Origin of the sequence: Psychrobacter aquaticus CMS 56, from assembly GCF_000471625.1 — a bacterium.
GTDB classification, from domain to species: Bacteria; Pseudomonadota; Gammaproteobacteria; order Pseudomonadales; family Moraxellaceae; genus Psychrobacter; species Psychrobacter aquaticus.
On sequence record NZ_AUSW01000014.1, the window covers coordinates 38,622 to 56,023 of the forward strand.

Annotated in this window: 14 protein-coding genes; 10 read left to right on the plus strand and 4 right to left on the minus strand. The window is 42.4% G+C overall.

Annotation, left to right across the window (positions count from 1 at the left end; translation table 11 throughout):
* The first annotated feature begins 29 nt into the window (after positions 1–29).
* The gene (locus tag M917_RS03160) at positions 30–344 is read left to right on the plus strand and encodes a helix-turn-helix domain-containing protein (RefSeq protein WP_021813322.1); all 315 of its coding nucleotides are present in this window, start codon (positions 30–32) and stop codon (positions 342–344) included.
* Positions 313–1,272, plus strand: a complete 960-nt coding sequence (locus M917_RS03165) for a reverse transcriptase family protein (protein WP_021813323.1) — start codon at positions 313–315, stop codon at positions 1,270–1,272. The genes M917_RS03160 and M917_RS03165 overlap by 32 nt, the downstream gene beginning before the upstream one ends.
* Positions 1,273–1,540: 268 nt before the next feature.
* Here M917_RS03165 and M917_RS03170 read toward each other — a convergent pair whose 3' ends face one another.
* Positions 1,541–2,470: a bile acid:sodium symporter family protein gene (locus M917_RS03170; protein WP_021813324.1), complete on the minus strand. Its 930-nt coding sequence runs from the start codon at positions 2,468–2,470 to the stop codon at positions 1,541–1,543.
* Between the two features lie 201 nt (positions 2,471–2,671).
* On the minus strand, positions 2,672–6,466 hold the full coding sequence (gene metH, locus M917_RS03175) for a methionine synthase (protein ID WP_021813325.1): 3,795 nt from the start codon (positions 6,464–6,466) through the stop codon (positions 2,672–2,674).
* Positions 6,467–7,027: 561 nt separating this feature from the next.
* On the opposite strand from metH, the gene M917_RS03180 reads away from it, so the two are divergent.
* On the plus strand, positions 7,028–7,582 hold the full coding sequence (locus M917_RS03180) for a fasciclin domain-containing protein (protein WP_021813326.1): 555 nt from the start codon (positions 7,028–7,030) through the stop codon (positions 7,580–7,582).
* A 268-nt stretch (positions 7,583–7,850) separates the two neighbouring features.
* Positions 7,851–8,462, plus strand: a complete 612-nt coding sequence (locus tag M917_RS03185; RefSeq protein ID WP_021813327.1) for a fasciclin domain-containing protein — start codon at positions 7,851–7,853, stop codon at positions 8,460–8,462.
* Between the two features lie 403 nt (positions 8,463–8,865).
* On the opposite strand, the gene M917_RS03190 is transcribed toward M917_RS03185, so the two are convergent.
* Positions 8,866–10,413 carry an alanine/glycine:cation symporter family protein gene (locus tag M917_RS03190; protein ID WP_040641822.1) on the minus strand — a complete coding sequence of 516 codons (1,548 nt, stop codon included), beginning with the start codon at positions 10,411–10,413 and terminating at the stop codon, positions 8,866–8,868.
* Positions 10,414–11,349: 936 nt separating this feature from the next.
* Here M917_RS03190 and M917_RS03195 point away from each other — a divergent pair.
* The 4 genes from M917_RS03195 to M917_RS03210 all read left to right on the plus strand — a co-directional run bounded on the left by M917_RS03195 (position 11,350) and on the right by M917_RS03210 (position 15,110).
* A complete protein-coding gene (locus tag M917_RS03195) occupies positions 11,350–11,982 on the plus strand; it encodes a LemA family protein (protein WP_021813330.1) in 633 nt (210 codons plus the stop codon).
* Positions 11,983–12,136: 154 nt separating this feature from the next.
* Positions 12,137–13,318 (plus strand): TPM domain-containing protein, encoded by a 1,182-nt coding sequence (locus tag M917_RS03200; protein WP_021813331.1) that lies wholly within the window; start codon positions 12,137–12,139, stop codon positions 13,316–13,318.
* 50 nt (positions 13,319–13,368) lie between these two features.
* The gene (locus M917_RS03205) at positions 13,369–13,893 is read left to right on the plus strand and encodes a TPM domain-containing protein (protein WP_021813332.1); all 525 of its coding nucleotides are present in this window, start codon (positions 13,369–13,371) and stop codon (positions 13,891–13,893) included.
* A gap of 218 nt (positions 13,894–14,111) precedes the next feature.
* Positions 14,112–15,110: an adenosine deaminase gene (locus M917_RS03210; protein WP_040641843.1), complete on the plus strand. Its 999-nt coding sequence runs from the start codon at positions 14,112–14,114 to the stop codon at positions 15,108–15,110.
* Between the two features lie 293 nt (positions 15,111–15,403).
* Here the strand turns inward: M917_RS03210 and M917_RS03215 are convergent, their stop codons facing one another.
* Complete coding sequence (locus M917_RS03215) at positions 15,404–16,210, minus strand: SIR2 family NAD-dependent protein deacylase (protein ID WP_021813334.1); 807 nt, start codon at positions 16,208–16,210, stop codon at positions 15,404–15,406.
* Positions 16,211–16,244: 34 nt separating this feature from the next.
* Here M917_RS03215 and M917_RS03220 point away from each other — a divergent pair, with 34 nt between their 5' ends.
* Both M917_RS03220 and M917_RS03225 read left to right on the plus strand, forming a co-directional pair.
* Positions 16,245–16,613 (plus strand): hypothetical protein, encoded by a 369-nt coding sequence (locus M917_RS03220; protein WP_021813335.1) that lies wholly within the window; start codon positions 16,245–16,247, stop codon positions 16,611–16,613.
* A 247-nt stretch (positions 16,614–16,860) separates the two neighbouring features.
* Entirely contained in the window at positions 16,861–17,313 is a 453-nt protein-coding gene (locus M917_RS03225; protein WP_021813336.1) for a DoxX family protein, read from the plus strand.
* The last annotated feature ends 89 nt before the right edge of the window (positions 17,314–17,402 follow it).

Here is a 17,402-nt window from a genome sequence, read left to right on the forward strand (position 1 = left end):
GTCCTCAACAGATTCTTACGGAGTCTTATATGATTAACAATGCCTTAAAAAAAATTCGTTTGTTTCATAACATGAAGCAAAATGAGCTCTCACAAGAGCTAAACATATCTAATTCTTATCTGTCTGAAATTGAAAATGGTAAGAAATCCCCAAGTATCGAGCTTTTACAGAGTTATTCAAACTATTTCGATTTACCTGTCTCTTCTCTACTGTACTTTTCAGAACAACTTGAGAACGAAGGAAAGATATCTAAGACCTTTCGAATAAAATCTGCAAGCTTTATTCTTAAAATCCTAGATTGGAGTACTGAAGATGAGCGGAAAAAAACTAAAGGTGAAAACTGATAAAAAATATTCTATAGATCAATGTAGGTTATACAGAGTTACTAGCTTAAAAAAACTTTGTGAAATTCTTGGCATAAATAATCAAGACCTTAAGGTACTAATTGATAAATCTAAAAATAGTGAGTTCTATCATTGCTATGTCAATCAAAAAGGACGATTAATTCAAGAGCCTATTAATCTAATGTATCGTGTTCATAATCGAATTGCTAACTTATTATCTAGAGTTGAAACGCCTTCATATATACATTATTCAAAAAAAGGCTGCTCTCATATTAGTAACGCAAAAGCTCACTTACATTCTAAACAGTTAATCACTTTTGATATTAAATCTTACTATCAGAACATAGGCAATGAAACTATACGTAAATTTTTTCGAGATAAGTTAAAATGTGAACAGGATGTAGCTTATATTTTATCAATAATATGTTCTTTTGAAGGCTCACTGCCTACAGGTAGCCAGATTAGTGTATATCTTTGTAATTTAGTGAATCTAGATATGTTTCAAGAAATGTATCTACAATCTCATAAAGCTCAGCAACAGTTTACAGTTTATGCAGATGATATAACTATATCTGGTCAAATTGTTAATGATAGCCATTATAATGTTATGAAAAAAATCATAGAACGATATGGATATACTGTTAAAGAGGAAAAAACCAAAAGATACAATTCAAATCAGATACCGATTGTGACAGGTATTGCTCTCAAAAATACAGTAGATGTGAAGAATGTGTTTTATAAGGAATCAAGGAAACTATGTGAAAACATAAATATTAATATAGATAATGAACCATATGCTCAGCTTAAAGATAAATATTTATCCTTAAAGGGAAAGGCTCAATATATAAAGCAACTAAATAAAGAAGTTCCTTATTTCATTCTGCAAACACAGATGTTGTTAGAGAAGAAGTTAGAAGGACAAATTTGAAGGTACTTAAGAAGTTCCATTTTAAGTACTTTCAAAGTAAGCTTTAATCCTGAAAGATAGTATTAGGTCGGTAATTTTATCATTAGCTTTGTTCTAATTAGTACATGAAAAAATAGCGAAATCAGCTAATTAAACAACCAATATTTCTTTAAAAATTTCTAGCATAACCTTTAAAAATTCAGATTTAACCACTTCTTAGCCGTTTTAATATCATAACTTTCATGTTTAGTATAAATTTCTAATTGATCATGACGGAGTTTACCACCAGTCACTTACCATCTCTCTTAGCAAAAATATTCGCAACCAACGCACCGCTAAAATTATGCCACACACTGAATATCGCACTCGGTAAGGCAGCAACAGGATTAAAATACGTCGCCGCAAGGGCAGCACCCAGACCAGAGTTTTGCATTCCCACTTCTATCATAATGGCGCGGCGTTGTTTCTCCGTAAATCCAGACAAGCGCGCGATCACATAGCCCAAGGTATATCCCAGCATATTGTGTAAGGCGACCACCACAAATACGATCGCACCGCTGTCTAAAATAGTCGCTTTAGAAACTGCCACCACAGCCGCGATGATAATGGAAATCCCCAAGACCGAAATCATTGGTAATACCTCGGTGATGAACTCGATCTTTTTGCCCAAAAATTTGTGAAAGATGACACCCAATAAAATAGGCAAGATGACGATTTTAGTAATGGTGAGCATCATACTGGCCAAGTCGATATCGATTAGCTGTCCGGCAAACACGTTTAATAAAATAGGGGTTAAAAAGGGCGCAAGTAGGGTAGAGATAGAGGTAATCGCCACACTTAACGCCACGTCACCCTTGGCTAAGAAAGTAATCACGTTACTAGACGTGCCACCAGGGCAACAACCGACTAAGATAACGCCGACCGCGATCAAAGGATCAAGATTAAAAACCACCGTTAGTAAGTAAGCAATCAACGGCATTAAGGTGAATTGTGCCACCAGTCCTACCAATACAGGCTTTGGTCGTTTGACAATTTCTAGGAAATCTTCTGTTTTGAGCGTCATGCCCATGCCAAACATAATGATGCCAAGTATCGGGACAATCAAAAACGCCAACGAGGCAAAAAATGTAGGAAATACAAAGCCCAACACAGCACTGACCAATGCCCAGATTGCAAACGTTTTGCCAATCCAACTAGAGAGTAATGCAATCTGATTCATAGCCTGTCTCAAAATAATAGAGTAGCCAATAATTTAGCATGGTTATTGTCAACAAATGATAAAAGTATTTTGCTATGAAGGTAGCGATAAGTTTGCTAGTAATAAGTAAAGGATTAGCCATAAAAAATGGCTTACTCATATTAAATGAATAAGCCAAAAAACAGTTATAAAGTATCTACGCGTTAATGGAATTCAATACGCCTACAAATTCGGATTTAACCACTTCTCAGCAGTCTTCATATCCCAGTCCTTACGCTCTGCATAACTCTCTAACTGATCGCGACTGATTTTACCGACATTGAAGTACTCACTATCAGGATGCGAGTAATAAAATCCGCTGACCGAGGACGCAGGCCACATCGCATAGCTTTCGGTCAAGGTCGTGCCGATCGCCTCTACCGTACCGAGCCAGTCGAACAGTTTGCCTTTTTCGGTATGCTCAGGGCAAGCAGGGTAGCCAGGCGCTGGACGGATGCCGACGTATTTTTCTTTAATCATCTCATCATTGGTGAGTGACTCAGTCGGCTGATAACCCCAATAGTTTTTACGAATCAGTTCATGTAGATGCTCGGCAAAGGCTTCTGCCAAACGATCAGAAAGTGCCTGTACCATAATAGCGTTATAGTCATCGCCAGCGGCTTTGTACTTTTCAGCCAATGCTTCTGTACCGACGATGGAGACGGTGAAGCCGCCCAAGTGGTCGGTATGCGTATCTGATGGCGAGATAAAGTCTGCCAAGCTAAAGTTTGGCTTGCCACTAGATTTGTCGCTTTGTTGACGTAAGTGTTCAAACTGATAGGTCGGTTTGCCGCCATCAGCAGGCGCATTGTCATAAACAGTCACGGTATCTGTACCAGTGCGGCGGGCGGGCATAAGCTTAAACACGCCTTTGGCCACGAGTGACTTCTCATCGATCATTTTTTGCATCAGCTCATTGGCATTATCAAACAGATCTCGTGCTGCTTCACCCACCACGTCGTCTTGCAATATTTTCGGGTATTTACCCGTCAGTCCCCAAGAGATAAAGAAAGGCGTCCAATCAATATAAGGCAGCAGGTTGGTGATCGGGTAGTCGTCAAATATCACTTGTCCTAACTTATTAGGGACGGGTGGGACGTAATTTTCCCAATCACACTGAAAGCCAATCTTGACCGACTCGGCATAGGTAACCTTGGCTGCTTTTGGTTGACGCTTTGCGAGGCGTTCACGGACTTTGACATACTCTGCGCGCGTCTCATCGATAAGCGCTTGACGGTGCTCTTTTGACAGCAGCTTGGTGACCACGCCCACGGAGCGTGAAGCATCAGTGACGTAGATGACACCATCGTTTTGATATTGCGGTTCGACCTTGACGGCAGTATGCGCTTTCGACGTTGTCGCCCCGCCGATCATTAGTGGTAGCGTCATACCGCGCTCTTGCATTTGCTTGGCGACATAGACCATCTCATCGAGACTTGGGGTAATCAGACCTGACAGGCCGATGATATCGACTTTTTCTCTGATAGCCGTATCAAGGATAGTCTCACAGGGCACCATCACGCCCAAATCGACGATGTCATAGCCGTTACAGCCAAGCACCACGCCAACGATATTCTTGCCGATATCATGGACGTCGCCTTTGACGGTCGCCATCAGGATTTTCCCTTTGACTTCGCCTTCAACCTTTTCCGCTTCGATATACGGGTTTAGCCACGCAACGGATTGCTTCATCACGCGCGCAGACTTGACCACCTGCGGCAAGAACATTTTGCCCGCGCCAAATAAATCACCGACGATATTCATACCGTCCATCAGTGGCCCTTCGATCACCTCTAGCGGTTTGGGATATTTCTCCCACGCTTCTTTGGTATCCGCTTCGATAAAGGTGGTGATGCCTTTGACCAGTGCATGAGCGATACGCTCTTCTACTGTCCCTTCACGCCAGCTCATATCAACCGTGCTGTCTTTTTTCTTGCCGCCATCTTGATAGTTTTCAGCGACCGTCATCAGGCGTTCGGTGGCGTCCTGTCCCGTCTCACCCTGATTGCGGTTGAGCATGACATCTTCGATGGCGTCACGAGCCTCGGTAGGAATATCATCGTACAACTCAAGCATGGCAGGGTTGACGATACCCATGGTCAGGCCGTTTTTGATCGCATGGTATAGGAACACAGAGTTGATGGCTTCACGAATGGGGTTACCACGGAAACTAAACGAGACGTTTGAGACACCGCCCGATACCATGGCATTAGGCAGGTTCTCAGTGATCCAGCGCGTGGCATTGATAAAGTCCGCGCCATAATTATTGTGTTCAGTGATACCAGTGGCAACCGCAAAAATATTGGGATCAAAGATAATGTCTTCAGAAGGAAAGCCTACTTCATTGACCAATACATCGTAGCTGCGTTGACAAATCTGGATTTTACGCTCGTAGGTATCGGCCTGACCGTCTTCATCAAAGGCCATGACGATAACGGCTGCACCGTAGCGCATACATAATTTGGCACGCTCAACGAACTCAGCATGACCTTCTTTTAGCGAGATCGAGTTGACGACAGATTTGCCTTGCGTGCGCTTAAGGCCTTCTTCGATAATGTCCCATTTCGACGAGTCAATCATCAACGGCACACGGCTGATATCAGGCTCACCAGACACCAAGTTGATGAAATGAATCATTGCCTGCTTGGAGTCAAGCATGCCCTCATCCATATTGATATCAACGATCTGCGCGCCGCCTTCGACCTGATCGCGAGCGACATCGAGCGCCTCAAGATAGGCTTCGGTTTTAATCAAACGTAGGAATTTTTTGGAGCCAGTGACGTTAGTACGCTCACCCACGTTGACAAACAAGCTGTCAGCATTGATGGTAAATGGCTCAAGTCCAGACAAACGGCAGGCAGGTGCAATTTCCGGAATGACACGCGGAGCATAGTTTGCCACCATATTAGCGATTTGGCGAATGTGCTCAGGCGTCGTACCACAGCAGCCGCCCACGATGTTTAAAATACCAGCCTTGGCAAAACCTTCGAGTAGGGCAGCGGTTTCCTCAGCTGTTTCGTCATACTCTCCAAACTCATTGGGCAGACCCGCGTTTGGATGCGCCGATACATAAGTGTTGGCGATATTTGACAACGTTTGAATATGAGGACGCAGCGCGTCAGCCCCAAGCGCACAGTTAAAGCCAACCGATAAGGGTTTGGCGTGGCGAATAGAGTTATAAAACGCCTCAGCCGTCTGACCCGATAGTGTTCGACCTGACGCATCGGTAATCGTTCCCGAAATCATAATGGGCAATTCAAAACCAATGTCTTCAAACACGCCAGTCACCGCAAATATCGCCGCTTTGGCATTAAGGGTGTCAAAAATCGTCTCGATCAAGATAATATCGACGCCGCCTTCCATTAATGCCAGTGTCGCTTCACGGTAATTGAGCACCAACTCATCAAAGGTAATGTTACGAAAGGCAGGGTCATTGACGTCAGGCGATAGCGAGCATGTGCGCGAAGTCGGGCCAATGACGCCTGCGACAAAACGCGGCTTGTTAGGGGTCTTGGCGGTAAATGCATCAGCGGCTTCGCGGGCAAGTTTGGCAGCGGTCTTATTCAGCTCGGGCACCAGATATTCCATATCGTAGTCGGCCATCGACAGACGCGTACCGTTAAAGCTATTGGTCTCGATAATATCGGCACCAGCAGCCAAATGATCGTGATGAATCTCTTGAATCATATGCGGTTGCGAGAGTACCAGCAGATCATTATTACCCCTGACGTCTTGGCTAATGTTCGCAAAACGCTCACCACGATAATCGGCTTCTTCCAGTTTATAGGTTTGAATCTGTGTACCCATTGCCCCATCCAACATCAAAATTCTGGACGCCATTTGCTCGGTAATACGGGCACGCGCAGTCAGTTGCTGCTCCTTATAAGGAAACACCGCAGGTGGCGTCAGAATAAAGCCATTTGTAGAGTGTGAGTCTTGAGAAGTAGTAACCGTTGGGGAAGAAGTTTTTGGCGTCATCGTTGGAGTCATAGGAGCGCTGCTTATATCGTCAATATTATGAAGGGAAGGAGTAATGAATAGCGTACAAAATCTATAAAAGAAACGAGCAAATCCGCATTATTTTAGCATGAAAAATATGTAGTACGTGGGATAGTGCTTATTCTGCTTTGGCAACACGATAACCATAGTGGTTGCCCGTTAAGTGACTGAGGATGACACCAAATACTATTGCATTCATGGATAAATTGTCATGAATGAATGAGATAACCCTTTAAGTTTTATATAAAGCCGTACTTTTATCCAGTAAAGTCGATGATGAATCATGTTAGACAGACAAAATTTACATCGTTACTACAAAAAATAGCGAAAAGAAGAATTGATAAAGCTCTTGTATATGTTAATTTAATTTCAGAAGGATTAATGTTTTGTAAGTAATGCTTACTAGTAAATATTAATGATTTTTATTCTCTTACTATTTGCATTTGCCAGTAGTATTAGAGCAAGTCATTGCTTTAAGAGAAAGACAATCTAACCTGCAAGATCATAGTCAATAAAAACTCAATCATTAAGGAAAATGTTATGAAACTTACTAAAATTGCCACTATCGGTACATTAGCCATCTCAATTGCTGGTTTAAGTGCTTGTAATAATATGATGCCAACCAAAAGCGCCGCTATGACAGCACCTATGCATAGTCAATCTATGGCGAAAATGAATGTGGTACAAGTTGCCCAAAGCAATCCTGATTTCTCATTACTTGTCGAAGCCGTTGTTGCGGCAGATTTGGCAGGTGCGTTATCTAATCCAAATGCTAACTATACGATATTTGCTCCAACCAATGCCGCGTTTGCACAAGCATTACAAGAAACTGGCATGACCAAAGCGCAATTATTTGCTAACAAGCCACTATTGACCAAAATCTTAGGCTACCACGTTATCAATAGTAATATGGCCATGTATGCCAAAGATGTAAAACCAGGTAATGTCATGACGCTTAGCAAAGACACGCTAATGGTGACGAGCCAAGGTAAACTGATGGATGAAATGGGTCGTACCACCAATATCGTAAAAACAGACATTGCCGCTACTAATGGTGTGGTACACGTCATTGATAGAGTATTGATGCCTAAATAAGGCTCGGAGGACTTGTCGTGCTGAAGCGAGTATTCACAAGAACAATCAGGTAGTACACGTGATTGATACAGTGTTGCTACTTAAATAAGCATCAAGTCGAAATTAATCAGTTAGAATTAGAGTTATTGGCGTAACAGAGGTGATGTAACCGCTGCTATTTAATTTGGTATCACTTGTAATAAGTAAAAATTATATTATTACATGCATCAATTTAGAAAAGTTATCTGTTAAGCAAATAATTCAACCGTTTATCTACAAGGAAACACCTATGTTAAAGAAGAATTTATTATCTATCGCCGTCATTACTGCAGCCATGTCATTGGCAGCCTGTAATGACACTGAAACCGTTGCTGATCCAGTTGAGCCTGAAGTTGCTACTGAAGAAGTAGTAGTAGATCCAGCTGTTGAAGCTGAACCAATGACTGAAGCTGAGCCAATGGCTGAAACTGAGGGCATGGCGACACAAACGATTGCTGAAGTAGCAGCTGGCAACGAAAACTTAACCATTCTAACCGCTGCATTACAATCGGCTGGTCTTGATACGATGATGATGGAAGACGGCACTTATACTGTGTTCGCACCTACCGATGATGCGTTCGCTCCTGTATTAGAAAAGTTAGGCGTTACCAAAGAAGAGCTATTGGCTAATACAGAATTGTTAAATAAAGTACTGCCATATCATGTATTACCTATGATAGTTATGGCAGCTGATATTCCTTACGGTACTGACGTTGCTACTGTTAATGGTGCTACTATAAACATCAGCGATGCTAACGTGATTACTGATGCAGCTGGTAACACTGCTAATATTACTGGTACTGATATCATGGCAACAAATGGTGTGGTACACACTATCGATGCGGTATTAATGCCTGAGTAAGTTGTTTCTATAAACAATTTATTGATAATACGATAATATTGAAGAAGCCTAGCCATTGCGCTGGGCTTTTTTGGGTTTATAAAATAGTGATCCCAATCCCAAACAACGTGCTTAGGATTGCCAAATTCATTTATTCTAGCAGCACCGTAATCATTTTATAATGCATTAACACGCGTTGCCCTTACTGAAGTTTTTAGCAATGATGTTGGTGTTTTATAAATGCTTTGACTATAGTTGAAACACTTTAAAGTCGCACCAGCAATATGTGTTGTATCGATATTACTTTTCACCGATTATATATAAAGCTCCCAAGGTGTTTAATAAAGCACCTAAACAGAAAAGCCCGAGACGGTGGTCTCGGGCTTTTGCTTAAGGGAGTAAGTATTGACGACTGTAAAGACAACTATTTGTGTTCTTTGCGTAATGGATCAGCTGCCAATCTTTGTTGCTCTTTTAGATGACGCTCTTCCCAATAAGGTGCGTTTTTGATACCGAATTTTGCAGGATCAAAACTATAGTGCTCAACACCCGCTTTAAGCTGTGCTTCATAATCTTTGAGCATGGTAAGGGTTGGACGAGCCACAAAGAAGATGACCAAGATACCAACAATATTGAGCCAAGCCATGAGGCCAACACCGATATCACCAATCGCCCAGATGTAACCAGCTGAGTTTAGAGCACCGTAAGCAACCATTGCCATGATTAAGATTTTAACTAAGAACAAACCTGTCTTATTAGCACCGCGACCAAGAAAACGTGTCAAGTAAGCAACGTTTACTTCAGCGATGTAGTAGTAAGCCAAAATGGTGGTAAAGGCAAAGAAGAATACAGCGATGGCGATAAAGACATTACCAAATGAGCCGTATACTGATTCCATTGCCATTTGCGTAAAGGCAGGGGCATTGATTTCAGTAGTAGCGGCAACGTTCTGTACGATGAATTGACCCTCTGGTAATGTACCTTGGATGTTGTACATGCCAGTAGACAAGATCATAAAGGCAGTAGCAGAACAAACCAGTAGTGTATCAACATATACTGAGAAAGCCTGTACTAGGCCTTGCTGTGATGGATGCTGAACTTCAGCAGCAGCAGCAGCGTGAGGGCCAGTACCTTGACCTGCTTCGTTAGAGTAAATACCACGTTTTACACCCCAACCGATAGCAGCACCAAAACCTGCTTGGGCAGTGAATGCATCACCAACGATCATACCAAATACATCTGGAATCAAACTGAAGTTGCTGAACATGATAATTAAAGCTAAGACAATATAACCGGCTGCCATAAAAGGAACGGCAAATTCAGTAAAGGTTGCAATACGCTTAATACCACCAAAAATGATGATACCTAGTACGACTAAGATGATGGCTAAGCCGACCAGACGCATAGAGCCGACTTCTAGGCCTGCAACGTTCATGGTAGTACCTTCACCCATAAGTTGCGTGAAAGCACTGAGAACGCCATTTGCCTGTACACCTGGTAAGAACATACCACAAGCTAAGATAGAAGCGATGGCAAAAAGGATACCGTACCATTTTTGACCAAGCGCCCGCTCGAAGTAATAAGCAGGGCCACCGCGATATTCGCCAGTGATGACGTCTCTTTCTTTATAAATCTGTGCGAGTGTTGATTCAACATAGGCAGTAGATGCACCTAAGAACGCCACGACCCACATCCAAAATACCGCACCTGGACCACCGAAACCGATAGCCGCAGCAACACCTGCGATGTTACCCATACCCACACGCCCAGCTAAGGCTACTGCCAGTGCTTGGAATGAAGAAATACCATCTGCACTGGATTTACCAGTGAATAGTAATCTGATCATTTCACCGAATAAACGCACTTGCACGAAGCGCGTCATAATGGAATAGAACAGGCCCGCACCCAAGCATAGATAGATCAGCGCGGGGCTCCAGATAATTCCGTTTACTACGTTAACTAAACCTTCCATATGTATATCCCTAGTACTGTCTCAAAGTGGCTCTGTATGCTAGGAGTAAGCTAACTGGTTAACTTACTTATTTAAGTTAAGCAGTTAAATTAGCTACATCGACTCATGTATATAAGTTAAGTCTCATACGTGCTTAGCCACTAAGAATGGACTGTAGTTGTCTGTATTTATCCACTTGGCTTATCAGCAATATTGACGATCTAGTTGCAGTCAATATGCCTGTGCTGTCTCAATTACTGCGATATCCTATTATCACGTTATAAATGAGATACACTATAACTAGGCCAATGGATAAAATAGTCGATTATGTAATTAAATACGGATCATGCCAATAGCGTTTAACTTGCTATGAGCAGTACTGAGTGACGACATGCTTGGCGTGGTGCTTGATATGTTTATATAGGAATCGATAATTCTCTAATACTAATCAAACGATAAGTCCACTACCAAATGTATTCAAACCGTACGGCTACGTAACTGCAATTTGCCATATTTTTGTACCAATTACTAGAATTTTCTTTGTATATAACCATATATATTTGCTTTTGATGAGATGAAGGCAGTGATAACTATCGGTAAAACCTTATATGTACTAACAAATCAGATGTATTAAGTTGATGCAAGATGATAGGTAAGGCGATTTATAAATAGCTTTGATGATAGCAGCGAGTTTATTTACAGCATTTGCTAGTCAAGGCGCACGCTGATGCGTTAACCAAGTCTACAACGCACAATCTATGAACATCAAAAGCCAGAAATAGAATAAGGATAATGTTTTGCGGTTGTGTTTTGGTAACGATGAATTGTAAAAACACGGTGATAGCGCCATTATTGTCAAGATATCTCGCTAGAGATAATTTTTAATATACATTTAAAAAATTATTAAAAAATGTGTTACTGGCTATTTGTTATTTATCATTATCAGGAGAGACAACGATGACGCGTCAATCAATAGCAAAACCCCTGTTGCTGGCAGCAGTATTAGCGACTTCTACTGTTGGTCTGAGCGGTTGTGGTTATAACAACCTACAAGCACAAGACGAGCAGGTAACTGCCTCATGGTCAGAAGTGGTCAACCAATATCAGCGCCGTTCTGATTTGGTACCAAACCTTGTTAAGGTGGTACAGCAGTATGCGGAGCAGGAGCAAGAGGTGTTTACTCAAGTGGCCGAAGCGCGTTCACGTGCTGGCGGTATCACAGTGACGCCTGAGGTGCTCAATGATCCAGAAGCGATGGAGCGTTTTGCGGCTGCCCAAGAGCAAATGACGGGTGCATTATCACGTCTAATGGCAGTGTCTGAGCGTTATCCTGAGCTAAAGTCAGATGCGTTGTTCCAAGATTTGCAAGCACAGCTAGAGGGTACTGAAAACCGTATTGCTGTCGCTCGTAACCGTTATATTCAAGAAGTACAAAGCTATAATACGACGGTGCGCCAGTTCCCAACCAACATCACCGCAAAAGTATTTGGTATGGATGCCAAACCGAACTTTAGCGTGGCAAATGAAGAGGCTATCTCAACGGCGCCAAGTGTTGACTTCGGTGACGACAATGCAGCGCCAGCTGAGTAATATTGAATCAGTATAGTTGAACCAGTATAAAAGTAGCGCGCTATATTTGCCGCGTTACTGGTTTGGATTACCTTGCCAAACTTTTTTAAAGGCATTGATGGATGCAAATGCTTATTAATTTAGTATAGATGTCACTTGAGGTGGTATAGATTAGATGAATAATTCAAAAGCAATCTTATCAGCATTATTGGTCACTCTAAGCATGAGTGGTACGTCTGTGCTGCATGCTGCGTCTGAAGATGCGGCGGTGTCTACAGATAACACTTCGAGCATGCAAAATCGTAGCGTTGAGGATTTGGTGGCTATTGCCAAAGCAGGTGAGTCCAACGAAGCCATTAATGATACGGTGTTGGGTAACGATGCCATCAATGGCGCCATACTGGGCAATGATGCCATCAACCCTAATGCGGCTAATGATGAAGCCACAACTGAGCCATCAGCACCAAGCCAACCTTCTGTACAGTCAAGCGCGCCTAGTGTTGATGCGGACAAGCTGATATTGAATGAACCAGTTGTCGATCAGGCCAATATATTAAATCCTCAAGAAAAACAACGTTTGGAAGCGCAGCTTAGGAGCATTTATCAGCAAGGCTTAGCCCAAGCTGCTGTCGTTATCGTACCGACGACCAATGGTTTGCCCATATTTGATTACGCCTTGCAAGTGGCGGAAAAATGGCAGCTCGGTGATGATGCCATCGATGACGGTCTGTTGATAGTCGTCGCGGTCAATGATCGTGATATGTATATCTTGACAGGTTATGGATTGGAAGGCGTGTTACCAGATGCTGCCGTCAATCGTATCATTCGTGAAGATATCACTCCTTTATTTAAACAAGACAACTATGGCGCTGGGATTTTGGCAGGGGTAAACGCACTAAAAGCGCGCCTGACCGCTGATCCTGAGGTTTTAGCACGTGCTGATGCCCAAGCGGCTGAACGTAGTAGTAGTGCCCAGCAAGGATCAGATGAGCTGCCATTGCCTATTTTCTTATTTGTCATGGCGATGATATTCGGTAGCTTTATTACCAGTATCTTTGGTCGTGTGTTTGGTTCTCTCCTTGCCTCTGGTGGTTTCTTTGCTGGTGCATTGGCATTGGGCGGCGGCTTCTTTATGACATTGATTATGGCGATATTCGTCTGGTTGTTTTTGATTTCACGCGGCGGTGGTGGCGGTAAAGGCGGGGGTGGTAAAGGCGGTGGACGCAGAGGTGGCGGCATGATTTTCCTTCCTGGCATGGGTGGTAGTGGCGGCTTTGGTGGAGGTGGTTTCGGTGGCGGCGGCTTTGGCGGTGGTGGTGGCGGCTTTGGTGGCGGCGGTGCTGGTGGCTCTTGGTAGACTTATTCACTAACTGACCGTCAGCAATGACGTATTTGAGGAAATATACAATGGCAGAAAATAACGCTTCACATTCCAGTTTTGCCCGCTGGTGGCGTCAAGTTTTATTTGTCCCTTTATTACATAGTAAATGGCTGACAACAGAAGCAAGGGCACGTCTGACAGATAAAGTAACAAGTGCTGAGCGCGGACATCAAGGAGAGGTGTTTTTGATTATAGAAAACCATCTCCCTATTCAAGAAGCCTATCACGTCGGCTGCCGTGACCGCGCGATTGACTTATTTAGCGAATATCGAGTCTGGGATACCGAAGAAAACACGGGTGTCTTGGTATATGTCAATATTTGTGAGCATCAGTTAGAGATCGTGGCTGATCGCGGTATCAGCGCTCACGTCAGCCCAACGGTTTGGCGCGCGATGTGCGAAAAAGCCGTATCGGGCATTGCCCATAAAAAAACAGAAGAAAGTTTGGCTGAGCTGTTAGATGAGGTGGGGCAAGTATTGCGGCAGTATTATCATCTTGAAAACAATCCAGAAGGCAATGAATTGTCGGATACGTTGGTGTTTCTAAAGTAGAGTTGATGTCCATGCGTTTGTATAAAAAGCATTACTGATAAGTAAGGCGCATTATGAGGACACGACGTAATCGTATTAAATGGTTTGCTTTTAGGCTATGGGGTTTTGGCGTAAATTCAAATATAATAGCGCTCCTAGAAATAGCGCGTTATCTATAACAGTTAAGCATAAATCTCGTCTATGACAGCATGTCTGATAAAAACTATCGTTGGAACATTATGATTGATTTGATAAAGAAACTACCGAAAGCTGAGCTTCACCTACACATCGAAGGCTCATTAGAGCCAGAGCTGATGTTTAGATTGGCTAAAAAGAATCAGGTGGAGATTCCTTATAAAAGCATAGAAGATGTACGCAATGCTTATAATTTTACCAATCTGCAAACCTTTTTAGATATTTACTATGCGGGTGCCAATGTCCTGATTACCAAAGAGGATTTTTATGATTTGACATGGGAATACATTCTTAAATGTGTCGAAGACAATGTCATTCATACGGAGATATTTTTTGATCCACAGACGCATACCGAACGAGGCGTACCTTTTGAGGCTGTGATAACAGGTATCAAAGAAGCACTCGCGGATGCTAAAGAAAAGTACGGCATCACTTCTTGCATCATTATGTGTTTTTTGCGTCACTTGTCACAAGAAGAAGCGTTTGATACTTTGGAAGAAGCGTTAAAATTTAAAAACGATATTATTGGGGTCGGTCTTGATTCATCAGAATTGGGCAATCCGCCGTCGAAGTTCAAAGAAGTGTTTAAAAAAGCCAAAGAAGAAGGCTTTAAATTGGTTGCCCATGCTGGCGAAGAGGCCGATTTTTCGTATATTTACGAAGCGTTAGATTTATTGAATATCAATAGAATAGATCATGGCGTGCAATCCATAAAAAGCCCAGAGCTCATGCAAAGGCTCAAGATAGAGCAAATGCCGCTGACGGTTTGCCCGAACTCAAATATTGAACTCAAGGTTTTTGAGAATTACAAAGAACACAATATTAAAGAGCTTTTGGATTATGGTCTCAATATCAGCGTCAATTCAGATGATCCGGCGTATTTTAAAGGCTATATAAATCAAAATTTTATTAACTTACATGAAAATCTGCCGATAACGGAAGATGACATCATTACATTGGTAAAAAACTCTTTTAGATCAGCATTTATAGATGATGAGTTAAAAGAAGCCTATTTGGCAAAAGTTGATCTTGCATTGCAATAAGCCTTGATCAGATCGTGGTTTAGTAGCTAAGGCTTAATGGTTGAGATAAACCGTTAAGCTTTTTTTGTGTCATCCCCTAATCTAACTATAGTGCGTTCATGATAAAAATGAGTCAGCGGGATTGGAATGCTTATCTTTAAACAAGAAGTTTCGCAGCCTCCGTTAGCATAGGCACAGCAAGCAAGAAAAATTTGTGCCAGTCTCGCGTTATAATGTCGTGTATCCATTTTATTGAGTATCGACTATATAGCTGATACTCAATATTGTTGTCTGTCATACTCATAATGATAATGTCATGAGTATAAGGTCATGACTTGCTTTATGAGTGCTGGCATGACCACTCCCGCTTTCGCTGCTAACGTGATATTAACGATGGTATTTGGTGTGGGATCAGGGTTTATTTCAATAATTTTGGCACCATTTTGCTTGGCTAACTGTGCCAGTCCTGCGGCAGGATAAACGAGGCTCGATGTGCCAATACTGATAAATACCTCACAATGAGCAGCTGCCTCTTCTGCCGTTTGCCATGCTTGTAATGGCAACGTCTCCCCAAACCAAACGATATCCGGTCGAATATACCCAGCGCAGTGCTGACAAGTGAGTAATGCTTCATCAAAATTAGTAACATCTTTGCTACTAGATGCGCCTTCTGATTTGTCTTGGTAGGGCGCCTCACATTGACTACAACGGTTGTGCCACAGATTGCCATGCAGATGAATCACCGTACTGCCAGCTTGCTCATGTAAGTTATCGACATTTTGAGTAATGAGCGTTAACTGCTGGTAGGTTGATTCTGCATGTTGCTGCCACTGCGCTAAGGCATCGTGTGCTGGATTCGGTGTTTTATCCGCGACCAACTTTCTGCGCCACTGATACCACGACCAAACCAGTTTTGGATCACGAGCAAAAGCATCTGGTGTGGCCAAATCTTCCGCCCTATAATTTTGCCATAAGCCTGTTTGTTTATCCCGAAAAGTTGGAATGCCACTTTCTGCTGAAATCCCTGCACCCGTTAAAATACAAATACGCTGTTTCGAGGCCAATAGTTTGGCGGCACCCTGCACTTCTGCTATTAACGCTGGTGATAATTCTGCTAACATGAGCCAACCCTTGTTAATAATGGATATCTTTCTTATGATAGACGGAATTTGGTGGCTTGTCATACTGTTCGTGGTTATTGCAGCCTTATGGCTATTAGCAAAATCGCGCGGCGTAAAAACGGATGAGATATCTCAGAATGTGTCATCAAAAAACACAAAAGCCCCTGTTCATGATGGCCTGCAAAAAACTTCAGCGTTGCTAAAACAGTACTTCCCAAATTATCGAGTCACACGTAAACCCAATCATTTACTGCTCAGTCAGCAAGACAAAAAAATTGCGATGATTACCATAGATAAAAAGCTTGCCATCGGTCAGCGTCGTCTTGGGAATGTGCCTGTAATTAATTATCACCGCGTACCCAGTCGCGCACAATTAATGGCCAATTTGCAAGATATGGAGTAGGGTTAAGGCATAACGTCTTATTCCGATTTGTCCCAGTCTCGCCCTATAATAGCGTATATCCATTTTATTCAGTATCGACCATAGTCTATCCTGCGACTCAACACTATTCTCAATCATTATTATCAATGATATGTTGTTAATCATTCAATATAAACTGTCTTACTCTTTCTTACCGTTGATAGTAAAGTAGGTTTATGCCCGATGGCTAATCCCTTTACTTGAATCCAACGTTATGGAGTAATCGCAAATGAACACCTCATTGTTAAATAAAATTCTAGAATCAAAAACAGGCTATGCAGCCTTAATCCTTCGTGTGCCAGTAGGTCTTATTTTAATGGCTCATGGTGCTCAGAAGCTGTTTGGTTGGTTTGACGGTGGTGGCTTAGCAGGCACTGCTGGTTGGTTAAGCAGTATTGGTATGGAACCTGGTTATTTGATGGCTATATTGGCAGGCAGCGCAGAGTTCTTTGGTGGCATCGCTTTAGTATTGGGTCTGCTGACTCGTCCTGCCGCACTGGTTGCCGCTTTTACGATGTTGGTTGCTATTTTTTCTGTTCATATCAGTAACGGACTATTCGCTGACAATGGTGGCTATGAATATGCATTGACTTTGATGGTGGCTTTGGTTTCTTTAGCGATACAAGGTGGCGGTTACTTGAGTATAGATAAAGCGTTATCAGAAAAATCAAACCACATTTAACAAAGGCGACAAGCGCTTAGTAGACTGTCTTTTGATACCAAATAGCGATGTCTATCGTCATCCTATCTGTTGCTCTTATTATAAATAAT